At 68.1% G+C, this 17,845-nt stretch carries 12 protein-coding genes; 8 read left to right on the top strand and 4 right to left on the bottom strand.

Going from position 1 to position 17,845, the window contains the following annotated elements; genetic code table 11:
* The first annotated feature begins 37 nt into the window (after window positions 1-37).
* The 4 genes from CKO28_RS04795 (at window position 38) to gyrA (ending at window position 6,795) form a co-directional block, all read left to right on the top strand.
* Window positions 38-1,273 (top strand): HlyD family secretion protein, encoded by a 1,236-nt coding sequence (locus tag CKO28_RS04795; protein WP_200339393.1) that lies wholly within the window; start codon window positions 38-40, stop codon window positions 1,271-1,273.
* 4 nt (window positions 1,274-1,277) lie between these two features.
* A complete protein-coding gene (locus tag CKO28_RS04800; RefSeq protein WP_200339394.1) occupies window positions 1,278-3,395 on the top strand; it encodes a glycosyltransferase family 2 protein in 2,118 nt (705 codons plus the stop codon).
* Between the two features lie 88 nt (window positions 3,396-3,483).
* Window positions 3,484-4,017: a hypothetical protein gene (locus CKO28_RS04805; protein ID WP_200339395.1), complete on the top strand. Its 534-nt coding sequence runs from the start codon at window positions 3,484-3,486 to the stop codon at window positions 4,015-4,017.
* Between the two features lie 90 nt (window positions 4,018-4,107).
* Complete coding sequence (gene gyrA, locus CKO28_RS04810; RefSeq protein ID WP_200339396.1) at window positions 4,108-6,795, top strand: DNA gyrase subunit A; 2,688 nt, start codon at window positions 4,108-4,110, stop codon at window positions 6,793-6,795.
* Window positions 6,796-7,020: 225 nt separating this feature from the next.
* On the opposite strand, the gene CKO28_RS04815 is transcribed toward gyrA, so the two are convergent.
* The 4 genes from CKO28_RS04815 to CKO28_RS04830 all read right to left on the bottom strand — a co-directional run bounded on the left by CKO28_RS04815 (window position 7,021) and on the right by CKO28_RS04830 (window position 11,966).
* Complete coding sequence (locus CKO28_RS04815) at window positions 7,021-7,731, bottom strand: response regulator transcription factor (protein ID WP_200339397.1); 711 nt, start codon at window positions 7,729-7,731, stop codon at window positions 7,021-7,023.
* 124 nt (window positions 7,732-7,855) lie between these two features.
* On the bottom strand, window positions 7,856-8,692 hold the full coding sequence (locus CKO28_RS04820; protein WP_200339398.1) for a 5'-3' exonuclease: 837 nt from the start codon (window positions 8,690-8,692) through the stop codon (window positions 7,856-7,858).
* Between the two features lie 152 nt (window positions 8,693-8,844).
* A complete protein-coding gene (locus tag CKO28_RS04825) occupies window positions 8,845-9,780 on the bottom strand; it encodes a hypothetical protein (RefSeq protein WP_200339399.1) in 936 nt (311 codons plus the stop codon).
* 242 nt (window positions 9,781-10,022) lie between these two features.
* Entirely contained in the window at window positions 10,023-11,966 is a 1,944-nt protein-coding gene (locus CKO28_RS04830; protein ID WP_200339400.1) for a pentapeptide repeat-containing protein, read from the bottom strand.
* A 297-nt stretch (window positions 11,967-12,263) separates the two neighbouring features.
* On the opposite strand from CKO28_RS04830, the gene dnaX reads away from it, so the two are divergent.
* The 4 genes from dnaX to CKO28_RS04850 all read left to right on the top strand — a co-directional run bounded on the left by dnaX (window position 12,264) and on the right by CKO28_RS04850 (window position 17,768).
* Window positions 12,264-13,379 (top strand): DNA polymerase III subunit gamma/tau, encoded by a 1,116-nt coding sequence (gene dnaX / locus CKO28_RS04835; protein WP_200339401.1) that lies wholly within the window; start codon window positions 12,264-12,266, stop codon window positions 13,377-13,379.
* A complete protein-coding gene (gene holA / locus CKO28_RS04840) occupies window positions 13,376-14,392 on the top strand; it encodes a DNA polymerase III subunit delta (protein ID WP_200339402.1) in 1,017 nt (338 codons plus the stop codon). The genes dnaX and holA overlap by 4 nt, the downstream gene beginning before the upstream one ends.
* Complete coding sequence (locus CKO28_RS04845) at window positions 14,389-15,336, top strand: DNA polymerase III delta subunit-related protein (protein WP_200339403.1); 948 nt, start codon at window positions 14,389-14,391, stop codon at window positions 15,334-15,336. The genes holA and CKO28_RS04845 overlap by 4 nt, the downstream gene beginning before the upstream one ends.
* 152 nt (window positions 15,337-15,488) lie before the next feature.
* On the top strand, window positions 15,489-17,768 hold the full coding sequence (locus CKO28_RS04850; protein ID WP_338050052.1) for an ATP-dependent helicase: 2,280 nt from the start codon (window positions 15,489-15,491) through the stop codon (window positions 17,766-17,768).
* Window positions 17,769-17,845: the final 77 nt, after the last annotated feature.

The following is a 17,845-nucleotide window of genomic DNA, read 5'->3' on the forward strand; positions in this document are numbered from 1 at the left end:
AGACAGCCCAATGAATCGCAACCGTCTGGCCAGGATCATGATCGCCGCCGCCGTGTTCGGCGCGGTGGGATACACCGTCTACCCCTACACGGTCCATCACGTCTCGACCGAGGCGGTCGTGAACGCCCCGCTTAGTTCGGTGACGACCCCGGTCGCTGGGCGGATCGACGCCGCCTCGCCGCCGGTCGGCGCCCCCGTCAACCCGGGTCAGCGCCTGTTCAAGCTTGCCGCCGAACGGACTGACCATCGGTACCTGAGCGAGCTTGAGGCCCGACGCGACGGCAAGGCAGAGACCTTGCGATCGGCTCGGCGGCTGCTGGGGGATCTGTCAGCTACCGCTGACCGGCTCCGCGAGCGGCTCGACACTTACCGGAGGACCACGCGTGCGAGCCTGGCGGCCGAGCGCGACCAGCTGGTCGCGCTGCTGCGATCCGCCCGTGCCGAGATGAAGGCCGCCGAACAGGCGCACACCCGGATGGATACGCTGGCGGCGAAGGATCTCGTGCCGGACGCCCAGCGGGAGCGGGCAACGGCCGACCTGGAGAAGGCGAGAGCGGACGTCGTGGCGCTCGAGGCGCGCCTGGAGCGCATCGACATCGAGCTTCGCGGGATCGACAACGGCACCTTCGCACGCAACGGCTGGAACGACGTCCCCTACAGCCAGCAGCGCCTTGACGAGGTCACGCTGCGCATGGCGGAGACCCGCTCGCGGATCAACATCCTTGCGAGCGAGCTCGCCGCGCTGGACCAGCAGATCGATGCGGAGGCCCAGCGCATGGCCGCTATCGATACGATCGTGCCCGTTGCCGGGTCCGAGGGCGTGGTCTGGAAAGAGAGCCCGCGTTCCGGGGAGAGCCTCGCCGCCGGCGACGAGGTCCTGCAGGTCGTCTCCTGCGAGTCCCGCATCATCGAGGTGCTGGTGTCGGAACGCCACTTCGAGACCATCCAACCCGGCGACGTCGCGCGGATCCGGCTAAAGGGTAGCGCTCGCGAGCTCCAAGCAAAGGTTGCCGCCGTGCGCGGCGCCGGTGCGCGGACCCCGCACGCGGCGATGGCCGCGCAGGTGCCCTCGGCAAACGAGGGTCAACTCCGGGTGATCGTCGACCTGGAAGGCACTGGGTTGTCGCGCGATCCGAAGGCATTCTGCCATGTCGGTCGTACCGCCGAGGTCATGTTCCCGCGTGAGGTCCCGCTGACGCGGGCCCTGCAGACCGGGGCCGCCGCACTGCTGCCGGCCCGGGCGCTGGCGTGGTTCGGTATTGAGGCCCGATAGCACGATGTGGCCCGCGCCGGAGTCCTTCCTGCCGCTCGTGCTGGCGGTCACCTTCTTCGTGATCCTCGCTCCCGCGTTTCCCCGGGACAACACCACCTGCCGGTACATCGTCGTCTCCGCCCTAGCCGGCGTGCTGGCCTTCTATCTCGGCTGGCGCTTTCCTGTGACCGTCCTTCCGGCGGACCTGGCGACCCTCGAGGGGTTCTGGGTGTGGCTGGTCTTCGGCATCGAGATGCTGGCGATCCTCGACGGCGCGCTGCTCTACGCCACCCTGCTGCGGCGGACCGACCGCTCGGCCGAGGCCGACCAGCACGAGGCGCGGCTGCGGCGCCTGCCGGTCGCGGCCCTGCCGACCGTCGACGTCTACATCCCGACCTACGACGAGGGCCTGGACGTCCTGGAGAAGACGATCGTGGGCGCCCTCGGGATCGACTGGCCGGCAAACAAGCTGCGCGTCTGGGTGCTCGACGATAAGCGCCGGCCCTGGCTGCGCGAGTTCTGCGCGCGCAAGGGTGCCGGCTACCTCACGCGCCCGGACAACGCGCACGCGAAGGCCGGCAACATCAACGCCGCCCTGAAGCGTACCGACGGCGAATTCGTTGCGATCTTCGACGCCGACTTCATCCCCAAGCGCACCTTCCTCTACCGGATGATGGGATTCTTTGCCGACCCGAAGATCGGGATCGTCCAGGCGCCGCACAACTTCTTCAACAACGACCCGATGCAGGCGAACCTCGCCCTGCGCCGGACCCTGCCCGACGACCAGCGGCTGTTCTTCGACCAGATCATGGCCGGGCGCGACGGCTGGGACACCGCCTTCTGCTGCGGCTCCAACTCGATCACCCGACGTGCGGCCCTGGATGCCGTCGGCGGCGCACTGCCGACCGACAGCATCACAGAGGACATGCTGCTGACCCTGGCGATGCTGCGCGCCGGCTACATCACCCGCTACCTGAACGAAAAGCTGGCGACTGGTCTGGCGCCCGAGAGCCTGGACGCGTTCTTCGTGCAGCGGGCCCGCTGGGCGCGTGGCGCCCTGCAGATCCTGTACCTGAAGAAGGGCCCGTTCGGCCCCGGACTGCCGCTGATGAAGCGTCTTCTGTTCCTGCCGACCCACTGGGTGACGCAGTCGCTTTGCCACGTCTCGGCCCTGATCGTGCCAGCCGTCTTTCTGCTGACCGGCCTGCTCCCGCTGGTCAACGCGGACGTCGACTCGGTGATTCTTTACCAGATGCCGGCGATCGTCGCGATGATGGCGGCCATGCGCTTCTTCGCTCCGGGCCAGTACTTCCCCCTGGCCTCCAGTGTCCTGGGTGGCCTGCAGGCCTTCCGCTTGCTCCCGACAGTTTTACAGACCCTGGTGCGTCCACATGGCCACCTGTTCAAAGTGACGCCGAAAGGTGCGGCCGCCCGACAGGCCGGCTACGACCGGATAACCGTCATGATGGCCATCATCCTCGGCGGCTTGACCCTGACCGGCCTGCTGCTCAACGCGCATCCCGGTACACGCATCGTGGAGAGCGGCGCGCTAATCCCGATCGTCGCGTTCTGGAGCTCCTTCAATCTTCTGGTGCTGCTGCTGATCGCCATGACTGCTTTCTCGGCACCCGCCCGCCGGGCCGAGGAGCGATTCTATCTCTACGAACCGGCCCAGGTTCGGGCGCAGGGAGAAGGAGCGCGGACCGCGACGCTACTCGATCTCTCCCTGTCTGGCGCGCAGGTCGCCCTGGAGACCGCCGACGATCACGCAAAGGGCGCGTGGCTGTGGCTTGAGATCGCTGACGTCGGCGAGGTCCCAGCGGAGGTAGTGCGCGCCGGCGCGGACCGGCTCGGATTGCGCTTCTACCTGCCCGAGGCCGTCCGGCGCGATCGTCTGATCCGCAAGCTGTTCACCGCCGGCCTCGACAACGCCACCCGGAACGAGGACGGCTGGGCGATCGCGCTCGGCATGCTTGCCAGAATTTTCGGTCCCGACCCGATCGGCGGCCCGGCGCGCCCCGCGCCAGCCAGCGAGCCCCCGCTCTGGGTTAGGGCCGCGATGGACTCCAGCCTCGGCACACGGTCCGGTCCTCAGCCGAGCAACACCGATCCCGCCAGCGACGTCGACCGCCTGGTCGCCTGAGAGGTTCCCGGATCACGGCGCGAGACGGGCCACCACCTACATCGGTGCGCGCCGCAGTGCGCCCCGTTGCCCCGCAGGAGAAAACGTCATGGCTACCCTGCTCGCCGTCTACGCCGGAAGTCGGTTGATCGGCCGCTGCGACGCCCGTTGTTACGAAGCCAAGTCCCACAGCTGCAAGTGCGTCTGCTTTGGCGCCAACCATGGGGCCGGCTACGACCGCGCGCTCCGACAGACCCAGCAAAACGCCGAGCGCTGGCTGGCACGTTATCTGGAGAAGGAAGGACTGGACCCGAAGGATGCCATCGCCACGGGCCGGGGCCTCACCCAGCTCGAGATGGATCTCGCCGACAGCGGCGCGCCCTCTTCGACACCTGCCCTATCAGGCGTCGCCAGCGGGTCGTTCTGGACCGTCTACGAGCACCCCAGCGACCTGTCGAGCGCCTACGCAGCCCGCCGTTGGCGGGCTCGCGACGGGCGCCTGCAGCGCACAGACGAGCTGATCTGCGCCCAGACACTAGGCGAGCTCCGCGCGCGCCTACCCGAGGGCCTTGTGCATCGTACGCGCGGCCCCGGCGACCCGGCGAACGTGCTTGAGGTCTGGACTGCGGCTGAACGGGCCTGACCCCAGTAGATTGCGGGCCGCGCGGACGGCCCTCGGCGCTGAAGCGACCCCATTTCCCCGGTACAGGAACCGACAATCCCGGAGATCGACATGCCCGATGGCGCCCTGGTCGCCCCGACCACAGAGATCACGCACGAGTTGGGGGATTCCTATCTCGCCTACGCGATGAGCGTCATTGTCAGCCGGGCGCTGCCGGACGTGCGTGACGGCCTGAAGCCGGTCCACCGGCGCATCCTCTACGCCATGAAGCGCGGCGGCTACACCCACGACAAGCCGCACCGCAAGTCCGCGCGCATCGTTGGCGACGTCATGGGTATGTACCACCCGCACGGCGACTCTGCCATATACGATGCGATGGTGCGTTTGGCCCAGGACTTCTCGATGTCGGTGCCGCTGGTCGATGGTCAGGGCAACTTCGGCTCGATCGACGGCGACCCGCCCGCGGCGATGCGCTACACCGAGAGCCGTCTCTCGCGCTACGCGCCGCTGCTGCTGGACGAGATCGACCGCGACACCGTCACCTGGACGCCGAACTACGACGGCAGCGAGATGGAGCCGGAGGTTCTGCCGGCCGGCTTCCCCCACATTCTGGTCAACGGCGCCGGCGGCATCGCTGTCGGCATGGCGACCCGCATCCCGCCGCACAACCCGGGTGAGGTCCTGGCGGCCACCCTGGCCCTGATCGACAACCCCTCGGCCAGCCTGGCGCAGCTGCTGGAGTATTGCCCCGGTCCGGACTTCCCGACCGGCGGCACCATCCTCGGTCACGAGGGTATCCGGCAGGCCTACGAAACTGGCCGCGGATCAATCATCGTGCGCGCCCGCCACACCTTCGAGAAGGTCGCCAAGGGACGTGCTGCGATCGCGTTCACCGAACTTCCCTATCAGGTCAACAAGGCGCGCCTGGTCGTCCAGATCAACGAGCTTGCCAAGGAGCGGCAGATCGAAGGCATCCACGAGGTCCGCGATGAGAGCGACCGGCACGGCATCCGGCTGGTCGTCGAGCTCAAGCGCGAGGCCAACGAGGACGTGGTTCTCGCGCAGCTGCACAAGCGCACCGAGCTGCAGGTCAGCTTTCCGGCCAACATGCTTGCCCTCGACCACAACCAGCCCCGGCAGATGAACCTGCGCGAGATCCTGCAGGCATGGATCGACTTCCGCCGCCAAGTGATCCGCCGGCGCACCCTGCACGACCTCCGGGAGGCCCGGAAGCGCGCCCACGTCGTCACCGGCCTCCTGGTCGCGATCGCCAACATCGACCGCGTGATCGCCCTGATCCGGCAGGCGCCGGATAGCGCCAGCGCCCGCGCTGCGCTGATGGCCGAGCCCCTGGAGATCGGCGAGATGTCGGCGATGCTCTCGCGCGTCGATCCGAAGGCGCAGGTCGACGGCACCGTCTGCCAACTGACCGAGGAGCAGGCGAAGGCGATCCTGGAGTTGCGCCTGCATCGCCTGACCGGCCTTGAGCGCGACAAGCTCGAGGCCGAGAGCAAGGAGCTGTGCGACCAGATATCCCATTTCCTCGACGTCCTCAACGATCAGTCCGCCCTGACGCGCGTCATGCGCGAGGAGCTGGAGGCCACGGCCAGGCGGATGACCGCGCCGCGGCGCACCGACATCGAGCAGAACTACGCGGAGTACGACGAAGAGGACCTGATTCCGCGCGAGGAGATGATCGTCACGCTGACGCATGGCGGCTACGTCAAGCGGGTGCCGCTGAGCGATTACCGCTGCCAGGCGCGTAACGGCAAGGGTCGTGCGGGCATGAACACCAAGGACGACGACTTCGTCACGCGCGTCGTCCAGACCTCCACGCACACCCCGCTGATGATCTTCACCGACCGCGGGATCGCCTACAAGCTGAAGGTCTATCAGCTGCCGCTGGGTACGCCGCAGGGGCGCGGTCGGCCGATCGTCAATCTGCTACCGAACCTCGGTAAGGGCGAGCGGATCGCCGCGCTGCTCGCGCTGCCCGAGGATCCCGAGGCCTTCGCCGATACCCAGGTCGCCTTCTTCACCGCTGGCGGCTACGTCCGGCGCAACACGCTGGCGGACTTCGCCAACGTCCCGTCCAATGGCAAGATCGCGATGAAGCTCGAGGACGCCGCCGGCAAGGCGACCGACAGCCTGGTCAACGTCCTGCTGTGCGCCGACGACCAGCATTTCGCGGTCAGCACCCGGATGGGCCAGGTGCTGCGCTTCCCCGCGAGCCAGGTTCGCGTTTTCGCCGGCCGCTCCTCGCTCGGGGTTCGCGGCATCCGGCTGCGCGGCGATGACAAGGTCGTCTCGGCAATGGTGCTGGAGGACGCCGGGACCGAGGCCGCGGAGGCGCCGGCCTTCCTGACCCGCGCGGCCAAGGTCCGTCGCCAGGAAACCGGCGAGGCCGACGACGATGGTGCGGTGGTGCTCGACGATGACCGCTTCGCGGAGCTTCAGACCAAGGAACAGCTGGTGCTGACCGTGACCTCGAACGGCTACGGTCGCCGGACCAGCGCCTACGCCTATCGCGTGGCGAACCGGGGCGGGATCGGGACGATCGACCTGCCAAAGGGGAAGAAGGTCGGCGACATCGTCTCCAGCTTCGTGGTCGAACCAGGTCAGGAAATGGTCCTGATCACCGACAAGGGTCAGCTGATCCGCACCGACGTCGATAGCGTGCGGATCACCGGCCGAGCGGCCGTCGGCGTAAGGCTGATCAAGCTCTCCAAGGGCGAGCAGATCGTCTCCATCGCCCCGGTCGCTTCCAGCGACACAGAGCACGACGAAGCGACGGATTAGCCGCTGCCGCCACTCACCGATCCCAACTCACGGTCGGCCCGGATCTCGGGTCCGGGCCGACGCCTGCGATTGGCCTTGCGTGATCGGGCTGAAACCGACCGAGCTGCACCCGTGCGTTGTCGGATGCCCCTGGGGTGAGACCCTCAACGCATGCCTGCCTGGGGCGTGTGTGCTCCGAACGCTGCCCTCTCGATCGCTGGGTCAGCACGGCACGACGGCCGGGGCCTAGCACGCCTCGCGGCGATCTTTCAGCGTACCCGGAACAGCCGTTCGCAGCATGTAACCCTTGCCCCAGCTGGTCTCGATTCCGCTCTCCCCCTGAAGCGCCGCCTCGAGCTTCCGCCGGACCTTGTGCACGAAGATATCGATCACCTTGATGTCCGGGCTTTCCTCAAGCGGGTAGAGCGAGTCCAGCAGGGTCTCCCGGTCGACCACCGCGTTTGCCCGCATCGCCAGCGCTCGCAGGACCTGATATTCCCGCTGGCTGAGGCCGACATCCTTGTCGTCGACCCGCACGTCCCGCCGCTCGAGGTCGATCCGCAAGCGCCCGCACTCCAGCACCGGTGCTGCATGTCCGTGCCGCCGCCGGATCAGCGTCAGCAGCCGCGCCCGCAGTTCCTGCCGGTTAAATGGCTTGGGCAGGAAGTCATCGGCGCCCGCGTGCAGCGCCCGTACGCGCTCCTCGACCTCGCCGAGCTCAGAGATCACCAGGATCGGCGTGGTCTTGCCGGACCGCCGGATTTCACGCACCACGTCGATCCCGGAGCGGTCGGGAAAGCGCACATCCAGGATGATCGCCTCATACTGCTCCTGGCGGCCCAGGTCAGCTGCGTCCTGACCGGTCTCCACGGTCTCGACAACCCATTGGTCACGCTTCAGGACAAGCTTGAGGGCATGGATAACCGACGAGTCATCGTCGGCGATGAGGATGCGCATTCCGCCTCGCTGCCAGCAGGGTCGGGACCGGAACACGAATAAGTCCCCTCACCCATGTGAAGCAAGACTTTCGTGTCTATTTCTGAGCGGAAGAGACCGAAAATGTGGCGACAGTACGGTCAATCTAATCCGAAAGACCGCGTACCTGCATCTCGACCCGGTTAAGGAAAGCTGCGACCGCGCCAGGTGCCGCCGGCCTGGCTCGAAGGCTCTCGAGCTCGACGGGCACGACCGCATCGGCTTCCAGGCGCACCAGATCGCGGGATATCCGCGCAGCCTCGACCCCGTCCTGAAGTCGCGCGCGCAGCGCCGACGGTGGCAAAGTCTCCAGGTTGGCGAGGATCGCATCCAGGTCGCCGAACTGCCGGATCAGCTTGGCGGCGCCCTTTACCCCGATCCCGCGCACACCAGGGACTCCATCGGTCGGATCGCCGGCCAGCGCCTGGAGATCGACCACCTTTTCCGGCCCCACGCCCAGCTTCGCCTCGACCTCGGCCGCCCGGATCACGCGTTTGGTCTGGGGGTGGTAGATGGAGACCTCCGGCCCGACCAGCTGCATCAGGTCCTTGTCGCTGGAGACGATCGTCACCTTCAGGCCCGCCTCGACCGCCTGCCGGGCGTAGGTGGCGATCACGTCATCCGCCTCGTAACCGGGGGCCTCGACCCAGCTTACCCCGAACGCCTCGCTGGCCTGCCGGATCAGCGGTTGCTGCGCCACCAAGTCCGCTGGCTTCTCGGAGCGATTCGCCTTGTAGGCCGGGTAGATGGCGTGCCGGAAGGTCTCGCCCTCAGGGTCGAACACCACCGCGATATGGCTGGCGCGCGCCCGGCGCACGATCGGCACCAGCAGGTGCTGTATGAACCCGGTTACCGCGTTGACCGGCGTGCCATCCGCGAGATGACGCGGCGGCACGACGCTGAAAGCGCGCCAGAGATACCCTGAACCGTCGACCAGGACCAATCTGCCCTTCCCCGGTCCCTGCGGCGCGGCTGACGCTGCACGCGCCGCCGCGGGCGACGCGACGGCGGCGCCGTCCGGCATGGTGGTTGTTGCCTCGGTCATCATGTCCAGGAAATGTGATCGCCCGACGATTTATGGCCGTCGTCGGCGCGTTACCGTTCCTCGAGCGCCGCCTCGCTACGACGCTGCGGCATCTCAACCACCTTCAGGCTGCCCCGAATCTCGCGCAGGTCGTTCTCCACCGCCCGGCCGAGCGAGGCCTGAGCGGTGAAGCCACGCGCCTTCAGGGCCTCGCCCACCTTCGTGACGGCCGCCTCGACCTGGACCAGGAACTGCGCGGTGTTGCGGGGCTCCGGGCCACTGTCCTGGCGCTCACGGATCACCGAACTGACCGCCCGCGCCTGCTGAGCCATGTCGGCATCCTGGCGCCCGAACAGCGAGGCTGCCTCGCTCAGGTAACTGCCCGCGATCGCAAGCTGCTGCTCGGCGGTTTCATGCCGCACTGGAGCAACCTTCTCGGCGTCGCGCGCGATCAGGCCCGCCAGGTGGCGATGCCGGGCACTACCCTCGACGAGACGGCGCAGCGGCGTGTTCTCCTGGATCATCTGCGCAAGGCGTTCCGTCCGACGGAGGGCCGCGCTCGCCTGATCCCCGGCCCGACCGGTGGCATCTACGTCCTCGCGAACCTGCTGATAGGCCAGGACGCGCTGACGGGCCCACTCGGGCACGACCACGTGATCGACGTGCCGCTCGGCCTGCTTGCCGATCTCGAACAGGGCCTTGGGATTCTGATCGGCAAGCATGCGGCTCGCCGTCTCGTCGCAGTAGATCTCCAGGGCAGCCTCGCCCCGATCGGTGGCGACATCGTGGAGGCGCTGGATCTCCTCGGCGCGGTTCGGGTTGCTGCGCTTGGCCGCGTGGATGTGCTCGGGATCATCCAGCCGGTCGGCCGACAGGGTGACGCGCTCGCCAAACCGGCCGCCGCCCAGCACGCCCGCGAGCGCGCGATCGAGCCGGTCCTGTTCGACGGCATGGTTGTGAATGAGCGATTCTGCCCGGCGCTGCGCCTTCTCGTCGACGCCCTGCATGACCGACCTCCCCCTGCAACGGTGTGGGCAGGTTGCCTGCCCTAGATGGGGAGGTATCGATCGTGACCGTTTTCGCAACACGATGTACCGACGTTGACACCCCCAAGAGTGTCAAGCTCGGGGCCCTTCCCCTTCGCTGCGCGCACTGCCCGACTGCCCGCATTTCTCGCCCTCCCCAAGGCGGTGCTCGCCTTCATCTCGCCGGCCGCCCTCGGCGCCGACGCCCCGTAGCCTCGCGATCGTTACCGGGCCTCGTCGCCCTGGACCGCGCGCTGCGGGCGCATGTCCCGGATCTGCTCTTGCATCTTCGCCAGCCGGCCTTCGAGGTCGCGACCAACCGCAGACAGCCGCGGCACCCCCTCCTTCTCCATCGCGGCCAGAATGGTCCCCATCGCTTCGCGGGTACGCCCGATCGTGCCCGACATCTGCTGCGGGGCGACCTTGTCCGCCTTGCCGGCGCCCACCTTCTCCAGCACGTTTGCCGCGCCGATCGCGAGCTTGCGCGCCTCCTCCTGATCGCGGCCCAGGAACCGCGAGGAGGTCCGCAGATAGTGGCCGGCCCGCCGGAGGTTGACGATCAGGTCATGGCTGGTCAGTCGGCTGAGGCCATCACCCTGGTCCGACTTCAGCCACGAAACCGCCTGGTCATGGCGCGTCTCCCGACGCTCCAGCAAGCGCGTCGGGAGCGGCTTGTCCCCGTTCACGAGCTCGACTCGGCCCGAGTAGGCGCGGTGAGCAACCGCCTTGTGGTCAGCCCCGAAGGACGTGCCGAAATCGGGCTTCCCGAGGTTGTACCAGATTGCCTGCATCGAGCCGTCCTGGTTGAACTGATAGAAGCCCGGACCGGTCTCCCGGACGCGCCCCTCGTCGTCCAGCCGAAGCACGAGAACGGACTTGTCGGTGGCCGCAAGCGCCTCGTTGACCCGCTCCATCGCCCGTCCATCCTCCGCGACGATGACGTGATGCTTGGGTCCGAATAAAGCCGCCACCCGACCTGCCTTCCGGTCTCCCTGCTTGCCGTTGGCCTCGGCGACGATGCTGTTGATCCGCTTCTCGCTGAGGCCGGTCGTAAAGACGAATCGCATGTCGTCCAGCCGGTGGTTCCACTCCGCCAGCGGCACCTTGCCGGCGAGATCGGACACCTTCGGCGCCGAGCGGTTGAACAATGCCTTCTGGGCTCGGTCGATCACTTCCCGCTTGATCCACGGGGCGACCGAGCGCAGCGCCAGGTTCGCACCTGCCATGACGGCGATACCGACGGTTCCGCGCATCACGCTCTCGGTCCAGTACTTGGTGGCCTCGGGCGGGATCGCATAGGCCGCCCCGGCCCCGATCGCGCCCGCCACCGCCCAGGTCCCGAAGCGCGACAGCCCGGCCGTGAAATGCCGCGCCTTCTCGTCGGCCCACATCTCCTTCGGCAGGTCCGTGCAGTCGATGTAGCTGTTCATCTGCACCCGCGCGTCCCGGGCGCGCACACCGGTCATCTCGACCTCCTTGAAGCGGCACCCCTCCACGCGCGCCTTGGTCAGCACGCTGTCGTCGATCCGCCCCTTGAGCACTGTCGTGCCCACGAACTCGCATCCGCGCAGATCCGAGTTCGACATGTCGCTGCGCGCGACGTGCGCGCCGGAGAAAATGCTGCCGCGCATGTGGCTGTTCGACAGCGCGACGAAGTTCAGTGTCGCACCGGTGAAGTCGCTCTCCCCGAGGGAGACGTGGTGCAGGTCGCAGTCCTCGATCACCGCGTCCCGGAAGTCGCAATCACCACCGCGGACATCCACGAGCGCGCTGTCCTTGATGAAGGCGTCGTTGGCACGCATGCCGACCAGGTCTGCACCGGTCATGGCGCAGCCGAACAGCTGCGCGCTGCGCAGGTCGGTACGCCGCAGGCGGGCCTCCTCCAGCTGCAGATGGTCGAGCATCGCCCCCTTGAGGCTGGTCGACTTCAGCGAGGCGCCGGAGAGATCGCAGGTGCTCAGCCGGCAGCGGTCGAGCGTCGCGTCATCGAGGCTGGCCCCGCGCAGGCTCGCGCCCGTGAGCTCCAGGCCGGTCAGATCGCATCCGCTGAGGTCTGCGCCATCGAGCGAGACGCCGGCCACTATGGCCCGGCGGATCATCTCCTTCATGGCATGGCAGTTCGGATCCTCGAACAGAACCTGGGAGCCATCGACGTTCAGGATCTTCACGGCCCATCTCCTCTCAGGCGGACGCACAACGGGTTATTCGCGAACCAAGTCGCGACGTTCGGGGAGATGGAAGTTTCGCGAGCCGCGTGCCGCTGATTCGCTTGCGCGATGCCGGCACCGGTTCGCGATTTCGAAAACCAGTCCTTTATAGTCGGAAAATACGCTACCTACGCCGGCGGTTCGGACGAGGTCAGGGCCTCAGCCTCGTCCAAACCGCCCCCGGCGGAGCGACCCCATCTACGCAGAAGAGGCGCGCTAGCCGCGCTTAACCGTCTCAAGACCCAAGCTGGAGCGATCATGTCCACTGCCAATCGCGCCTTGCCGCTCGCGCGCACGTACCGCCCCGCACTGCTCTCCGAACTGATCGGACAGCCCGGGCTTACGCGCACGCTCACCAACGCGTTCGAGCAAGGGCGGATCGCCCAGGCCTATCTCTTCACCGGCACCCGTGGGGTGGGTAAGACAACCACGGCCCGCATCCTCGCCCGCGCCCTGAACTGCGAGCAGGGCCCGACGGCCACGCCGTGTGGCACCTGCCAGCAGTGCACCGCGATCGCGGCCGAGCGCCACATGGACGTGTTGGAGATGGACGCCGCCTCCCGGACCCAGGTCGACAACATCCGGGAATTGATCGATCAACTCCCCTATCGCCCCGTGATGGGGCGCTACAAGATCCTCGTCCTCGACGAGGTCCACATGCTCTCGCGCAACGCCTTCAACGCGCTCCTGAAGACCCTCGAGGAGCCGCCCGAACACATCGTCTTCATCTTCGCCACGACCGAGGTCCGTAAGCTGCCACCCACAATCCTGTCGCGCTGCCAGCGTTTCGATCTGCGGCGCGTCAGCGAGGAGCAACTCGCCGGGCACGTCCGCGAGATCGCCGCGCGCGAAGGGGTGGGAATCGACCAGGATGCGGTCGAGGTCGTGGCCCGCGCCGGCGACGGCTCGGTCCGCGACACCCTGTCGATCCTGGACCAGGCAATCTCGATGGGCGGCGGGCGTGTGAGCGGTCACGAACTGCGCCAGAGCCTGGGCCTGGTCGAGCGGCAGCAGGCCTGTGCGATCCTCGACGCGGCCCTGGCGGGTCAGCCCGGCGAGGCGCTCAAAACCCTGCGCGGCGTCCTGGCCGGCGGCGCCGACGTCGCCGCTCTGCTCAAGGACATGCTGTCTTACGCCCATCAGCTCTGCCTGGGTGCCACCGCGCCCGAGACGCTGGGCGATGCCGGCCTCACCCCAGGCGAGGTCGAGGCGGTCAGTGCGCTCGGCCGCAAGCTCGGCGCGCGCACCTGCGAGCACACCTGGGGGCAGCTGATGCAGGCGGTCCCGGACGTGCAGGCAGCACCCGCGCCCGAGCAGGTCATCGAGATCGCGGTGCTGCGCGTTGCCGGCTCGCCAACCGGGAGTAACTGGTGAAAGTCACGCCCGCCAAGATCGAGGGCTTCCTTAAAAAGCCCTCCGCCTCGCTCATCCTGCTGCACGGCCCCGATGCCGGCCAGATCCAGGAGTACGCGGAGCGACTCACACGCCTGCCGGACGCGGAGGTCACCCGTCTGCACGCCGACGTCGCCATCAAGGCCCCGGGACGCCTCCACGAGGCCGCGAGCTCGCGCGGACTGTTCGCCACCGGCACGCCTGTGATCCGCCTGCGCGGCGCCGGCGACAAGGCGACCAGACTGCTGAAAGAGGTGCTGGCCGCGCCGCCCGAGGCGCGGATCATCGTCGAAGCCGGCGAGCTGACCGCGAAGTCGAGCCTGCGCAAACTGTTCGAGAAGGAGGCCGGCGCGGCCGCGATCGCGTGCTACCCGTTCGACGCGCAGGAGCGCGTGAAGTTCGTCGACGCGAACCTGCGGGATGCCGGGAAGCGAGCGGCCGCCGGTGTGACCGATCTCATCGCCGCACGCCTTCCCGATGACCGCGCGGCCGCCCGGCGGGAGCTGGAGAAGCTTGTCCTCTGCGCCGGCGACGACTCCGAGATCGCTCAGGAGCTGGTCGACAGCGTCATTGCCGACGGGGGCGACAGCGGGCTTGGCGACGCCATCCTCGCCGCCGGCGAGGGGGACCAGCGGGGCTGCGAACGCGCGGTCCAACGCCTGCTCACCGACGGCGAGAGCCCGGTCGGCCTGATCCGGATCGCCCTACGCCACTTCCATCAGCTGCACGACACCCGAGTCGCGATCGACACCGGCGTGTCCGCCGCGGACGCGATCGGCAAGCTGCGCCCGCCGGTGTTCTGGAAGGATCGCGCACGCTTGCAGGCACAGGCGACCCGCTGGCCCCTGCCGGCGATCGAGCGCGCCCTGGATCGGCTGCACGCGACCGAGCGACAGGCCAAGATGACCGGCTATCCCGATGGCACCCTCGTCGCCCACCTCTTCTGGACGATCGCCATGCAGGCCCGTCAGCTTCAGAAAGGACGTCGTCGATGACGGCCAACAACCTGACTTTGCAGGATCAGATCGAAGCCGCACCGCCGGGCGGCCTGATACTCTGCGGCCCCGCCGGCATCGGCAAGGCCGCGTTCGCCCGGGAGATCGCGGCTCGGCTGCTCGGCTGCGCGCCGGACTTCGCACACCCCGATCTCCACATCGTCCGGGCGGCCGAGGACAAGAAGGCGATCGACGTGGAGCAGGTTCGCGACGCCTGTCAGCGCATCCGGCTGGCGCCGGCCGACGGCGGGCATCGCGTGATGCTGGTGCCGCAGGCCGACACCATGACGGTCAACGCCGCAAACGCGCTGCTGAAAACGCTGGAGGAACCGCCCGCGCGCGCGACCGTGATCCTGACGGTGGATGCGGTGGGGCGGCTGCCGGCGACGATACGAAGCCGCTGCCGTTTGGAGCGCGTCGCCGCCCCGGCCCGCGATGCCGCCCTCGCCCAGCTGCGCGAGACCTGCCCCGACCTGAGCGTCGAGGAGGGACGAGGACTGCTGGAGTTGGCTCAGGGCCGCGCCGGCCTGGCCGCGGACTACGCGGCCGCAGGCGGAATCGAACTCTACCTCGACATCTGCCGCGCGGCCAAGCCGCTGATCCGGCCGGGCGGCAGGGTCGACCGGCCGCTACTGATCGCGCTCACCCAGCGCGCCGGCAAGTCCTGGCCCACGGCCGTCAACCTGATCGAGCGCCTGGCAGCCCGCCTGAGCGAGACGCTTGCCTGCGGCGAGCCGCCAGCGGCCGCGATGGAGGGCGAGGACAAGTTCCTGCAGGCGATCGCGCGCCACGCACGCCTGAGCGCGAGTGTCTCGGCCTGGACGGACGTGCGGCGGCTTGGCGAGGAGGCCGAGGTCCGGAACCTGGACGGCCGGACCACACTCGACCGTGCGCTGCGTGCGCTCGACGCTCTCGCCGCCACGCCGGCCGAACAAGCCGGCTAGCCGGGCGACCACGACCCGCGAGTGGGCACGATCACGGCGATCGCGGCCCGTTCGCGCGTTCCGGTCCCATCTTCTCGTGAGCAGCAGATGGGACCAGACCGTTGCCGAGCAGCCCCCCTCTCTTTCCGGGCTTCGACGATATCGCGCCCAAGGTGGGTGCGCCTGTAAAGCAGGGGAAGTCGAGCAAGCCCAGAAAACCGCGAAAGCCCTGCGGTTCGGCCCCGAACGCCCTCCCGCAGGTCGTTGATGACCACGGCCTGAACCCGGAGCAGCTCGCCGCCGCTCAGGCGCCGATCAACCGGCCTTGCCTTGTGCTCGCGGGCGCTGGCACCGGTAAGACCAAGACTCTCGTTGCCCGCTATCTGTTCCTGCTCGCGCAGAAGGTGCCTGCGCAGCGCATCATGACCGTCGCCTTCAACAAGACGGCCGCGGACGAGCTGGCTCAGCGCCTGCAGCAGGCATCCGGCCGAAAGCCGTCCTGGAACGGCACCTTTCACGGCCTGGGTTTCCGCCTTCTCAACGAGTTGCGTGACCTTTTCGATCTCCCGGACAAGATCAAGGTGCTGTCCGACAGCGACATAACGGGTCTTCTGAGGCAGATCTCCTTCGACCTTTCGATCCGCAGCGACATCGCCGACCTCACCACCCTGCGCACGGCGATCTCCAGCTGGAAGAACCGCGAATGCACGCCCGCCGACGTGGCCGCCGATTTGGCTGCGACGGAGCGCCGCCTGCTCGCGCGCGGGCCGTTGCGGGACGACGATCCGGCGGCCTTTGCCCTGCGCGCCAATCAGATGATCCATGCGGTCTACGAGACATACGAGACCCGGAAAGCCGAGGCCCGGAAGATCGACTTCGGCGACATGCTGCTGCTGCCGACCGTTGCGATGCGGGAGGACCCCGGCCTGCGGGTGCGGATGGCGCAGCGGTTCGATCAGATCCTGGTCGACGAATACCAGGACATAAACACCTGCCAGTACGCCTTTATCCAGCACCTCGCGAGCGCGGGAGCCCAGCTCTACGTCTGCGGCGACGACGCGCAGGCCATATATGGCTGGCGCGACGCGAAAGTAGAGCACATTCTCAACTTCAAGTCGCAGTACCCCGACGCGACCCTGGTCTCTCTTACCCGAAACTACCGCTGTCCCCCGGAAGTCCTCGACGTCGCCAACGTGATCGCCGGCAACCTGCGCCAGCGCGTGGCGAACGCGCACCTCCAGGCCACCAAGGAGCCCGGCGGCAAGCCACAGTGCGGGCGCTTCGCCACCGCCCGGGCGGAGATCGCGGAGGTCACCCGGCGGATCGCCGCGCACGGCGAAGATGGCGGCGCCTGGCGCGACATCGCGGTCCTGGCGCGGGTCAACCGCACCTTGCGCGCCGTCGAGGACCGCCTGGTCTATCTCGGCATCCCCTATGTCGTGCGCGGTGGCTCGTTCTGGGACCGCGCCGAGGTCAAGGACGTGCTCGCCTATCTGGAGGCGGCGCTGGATCCCGCGGCCGACGACGCGTTCCGGCGCATCGCCAACGCGCCCGCCCGCAACCTGGGCCGCACGGCGATGAAGAAGCTCGAGGCCAAGGCACGCGCCCAGGGGCGGCCGCTGCAGAGCCTCGCCCTGATCGACGCGCTCCCGAAACCGGGCGCCCAGGGCTTCGAGCACCTGCTGACCCATCTCGCCGCGGCGCGGAAGGCGATGCAGCACGGCTCGCCGCCATCAGCCGCGCTCACGAACCTCTTGGAAGCCGTGAAGTATCACCGCCACCTCAAGGGCGACCCGGAGACGGTGAAGGAGCGCACGGAGAACGTCATCGAGGTCTGCGAGGCGGTGGACGAGTACGACTCGCCCGCCCAGCTGCTTCTGCATGCCCGCGCTTGCGTGGGCAAGCAGAGCCAGAGCCCCGACGCGGTGGTGCTCTCCACCGTGCACCGGGCGAAGGGCCTGGAGTGGCCTTGGGTGTTCCTGGTCGCCTGTCAGCAGGGTCAGATGCCGCACGGCCTCGCGCAATCGATGCGTGAGCGCGAGGAAGAACGCCGTCTGGCCTACGTCGCGGTGACGCGCGCCCGCACCAAGCTCTGGATCTCCTGGGCGCAGATCGACCGCATGGGGCGCCCGCAGGACCCGAGCGAGTACCTGTTCGAGGTCGAGAGCCTGCTCGACCACAGCGACAGCTTCGCCACCCCGATCGACCACCTGTTCGCCGACACGCCGGGCACGTCGGGCGAGACTTACGGCCGCGCGAAACCGGCTTCGAGCGCTCCGCCCTGGTCTCGGGTGCTCGAGGTCAAGCCCGACGCCAGCCTCGCCGAGATCGAGGCCGCGTACCGTGCGCTCGTCAAGCGCCACCATCCCGACCTCGGTGGGTCGCACGCGAAGATGACCGAGCTCAACATCGCCATCGCCCAGGCGCGCGCCTTCAACACGCAGGGGTCCTGAGCGACCGTCGGCTACAAAGCGAATACGATCAAGGCCGGACAGTTTACGGTCACCGCTCCCATTTCCGGGACATCCAA

The sequence above is a fragment of the Rhodovibrio sodomensis genome (genome assembly GCF_016583645.1).
Classification (GTDB): Bacteria; Pseudomonadota; Alphaproteobacteria; order Kiloniellales; family Rhodovibrionaceae; genus Rhodovibrio; species Rhodovibrio sodomensis.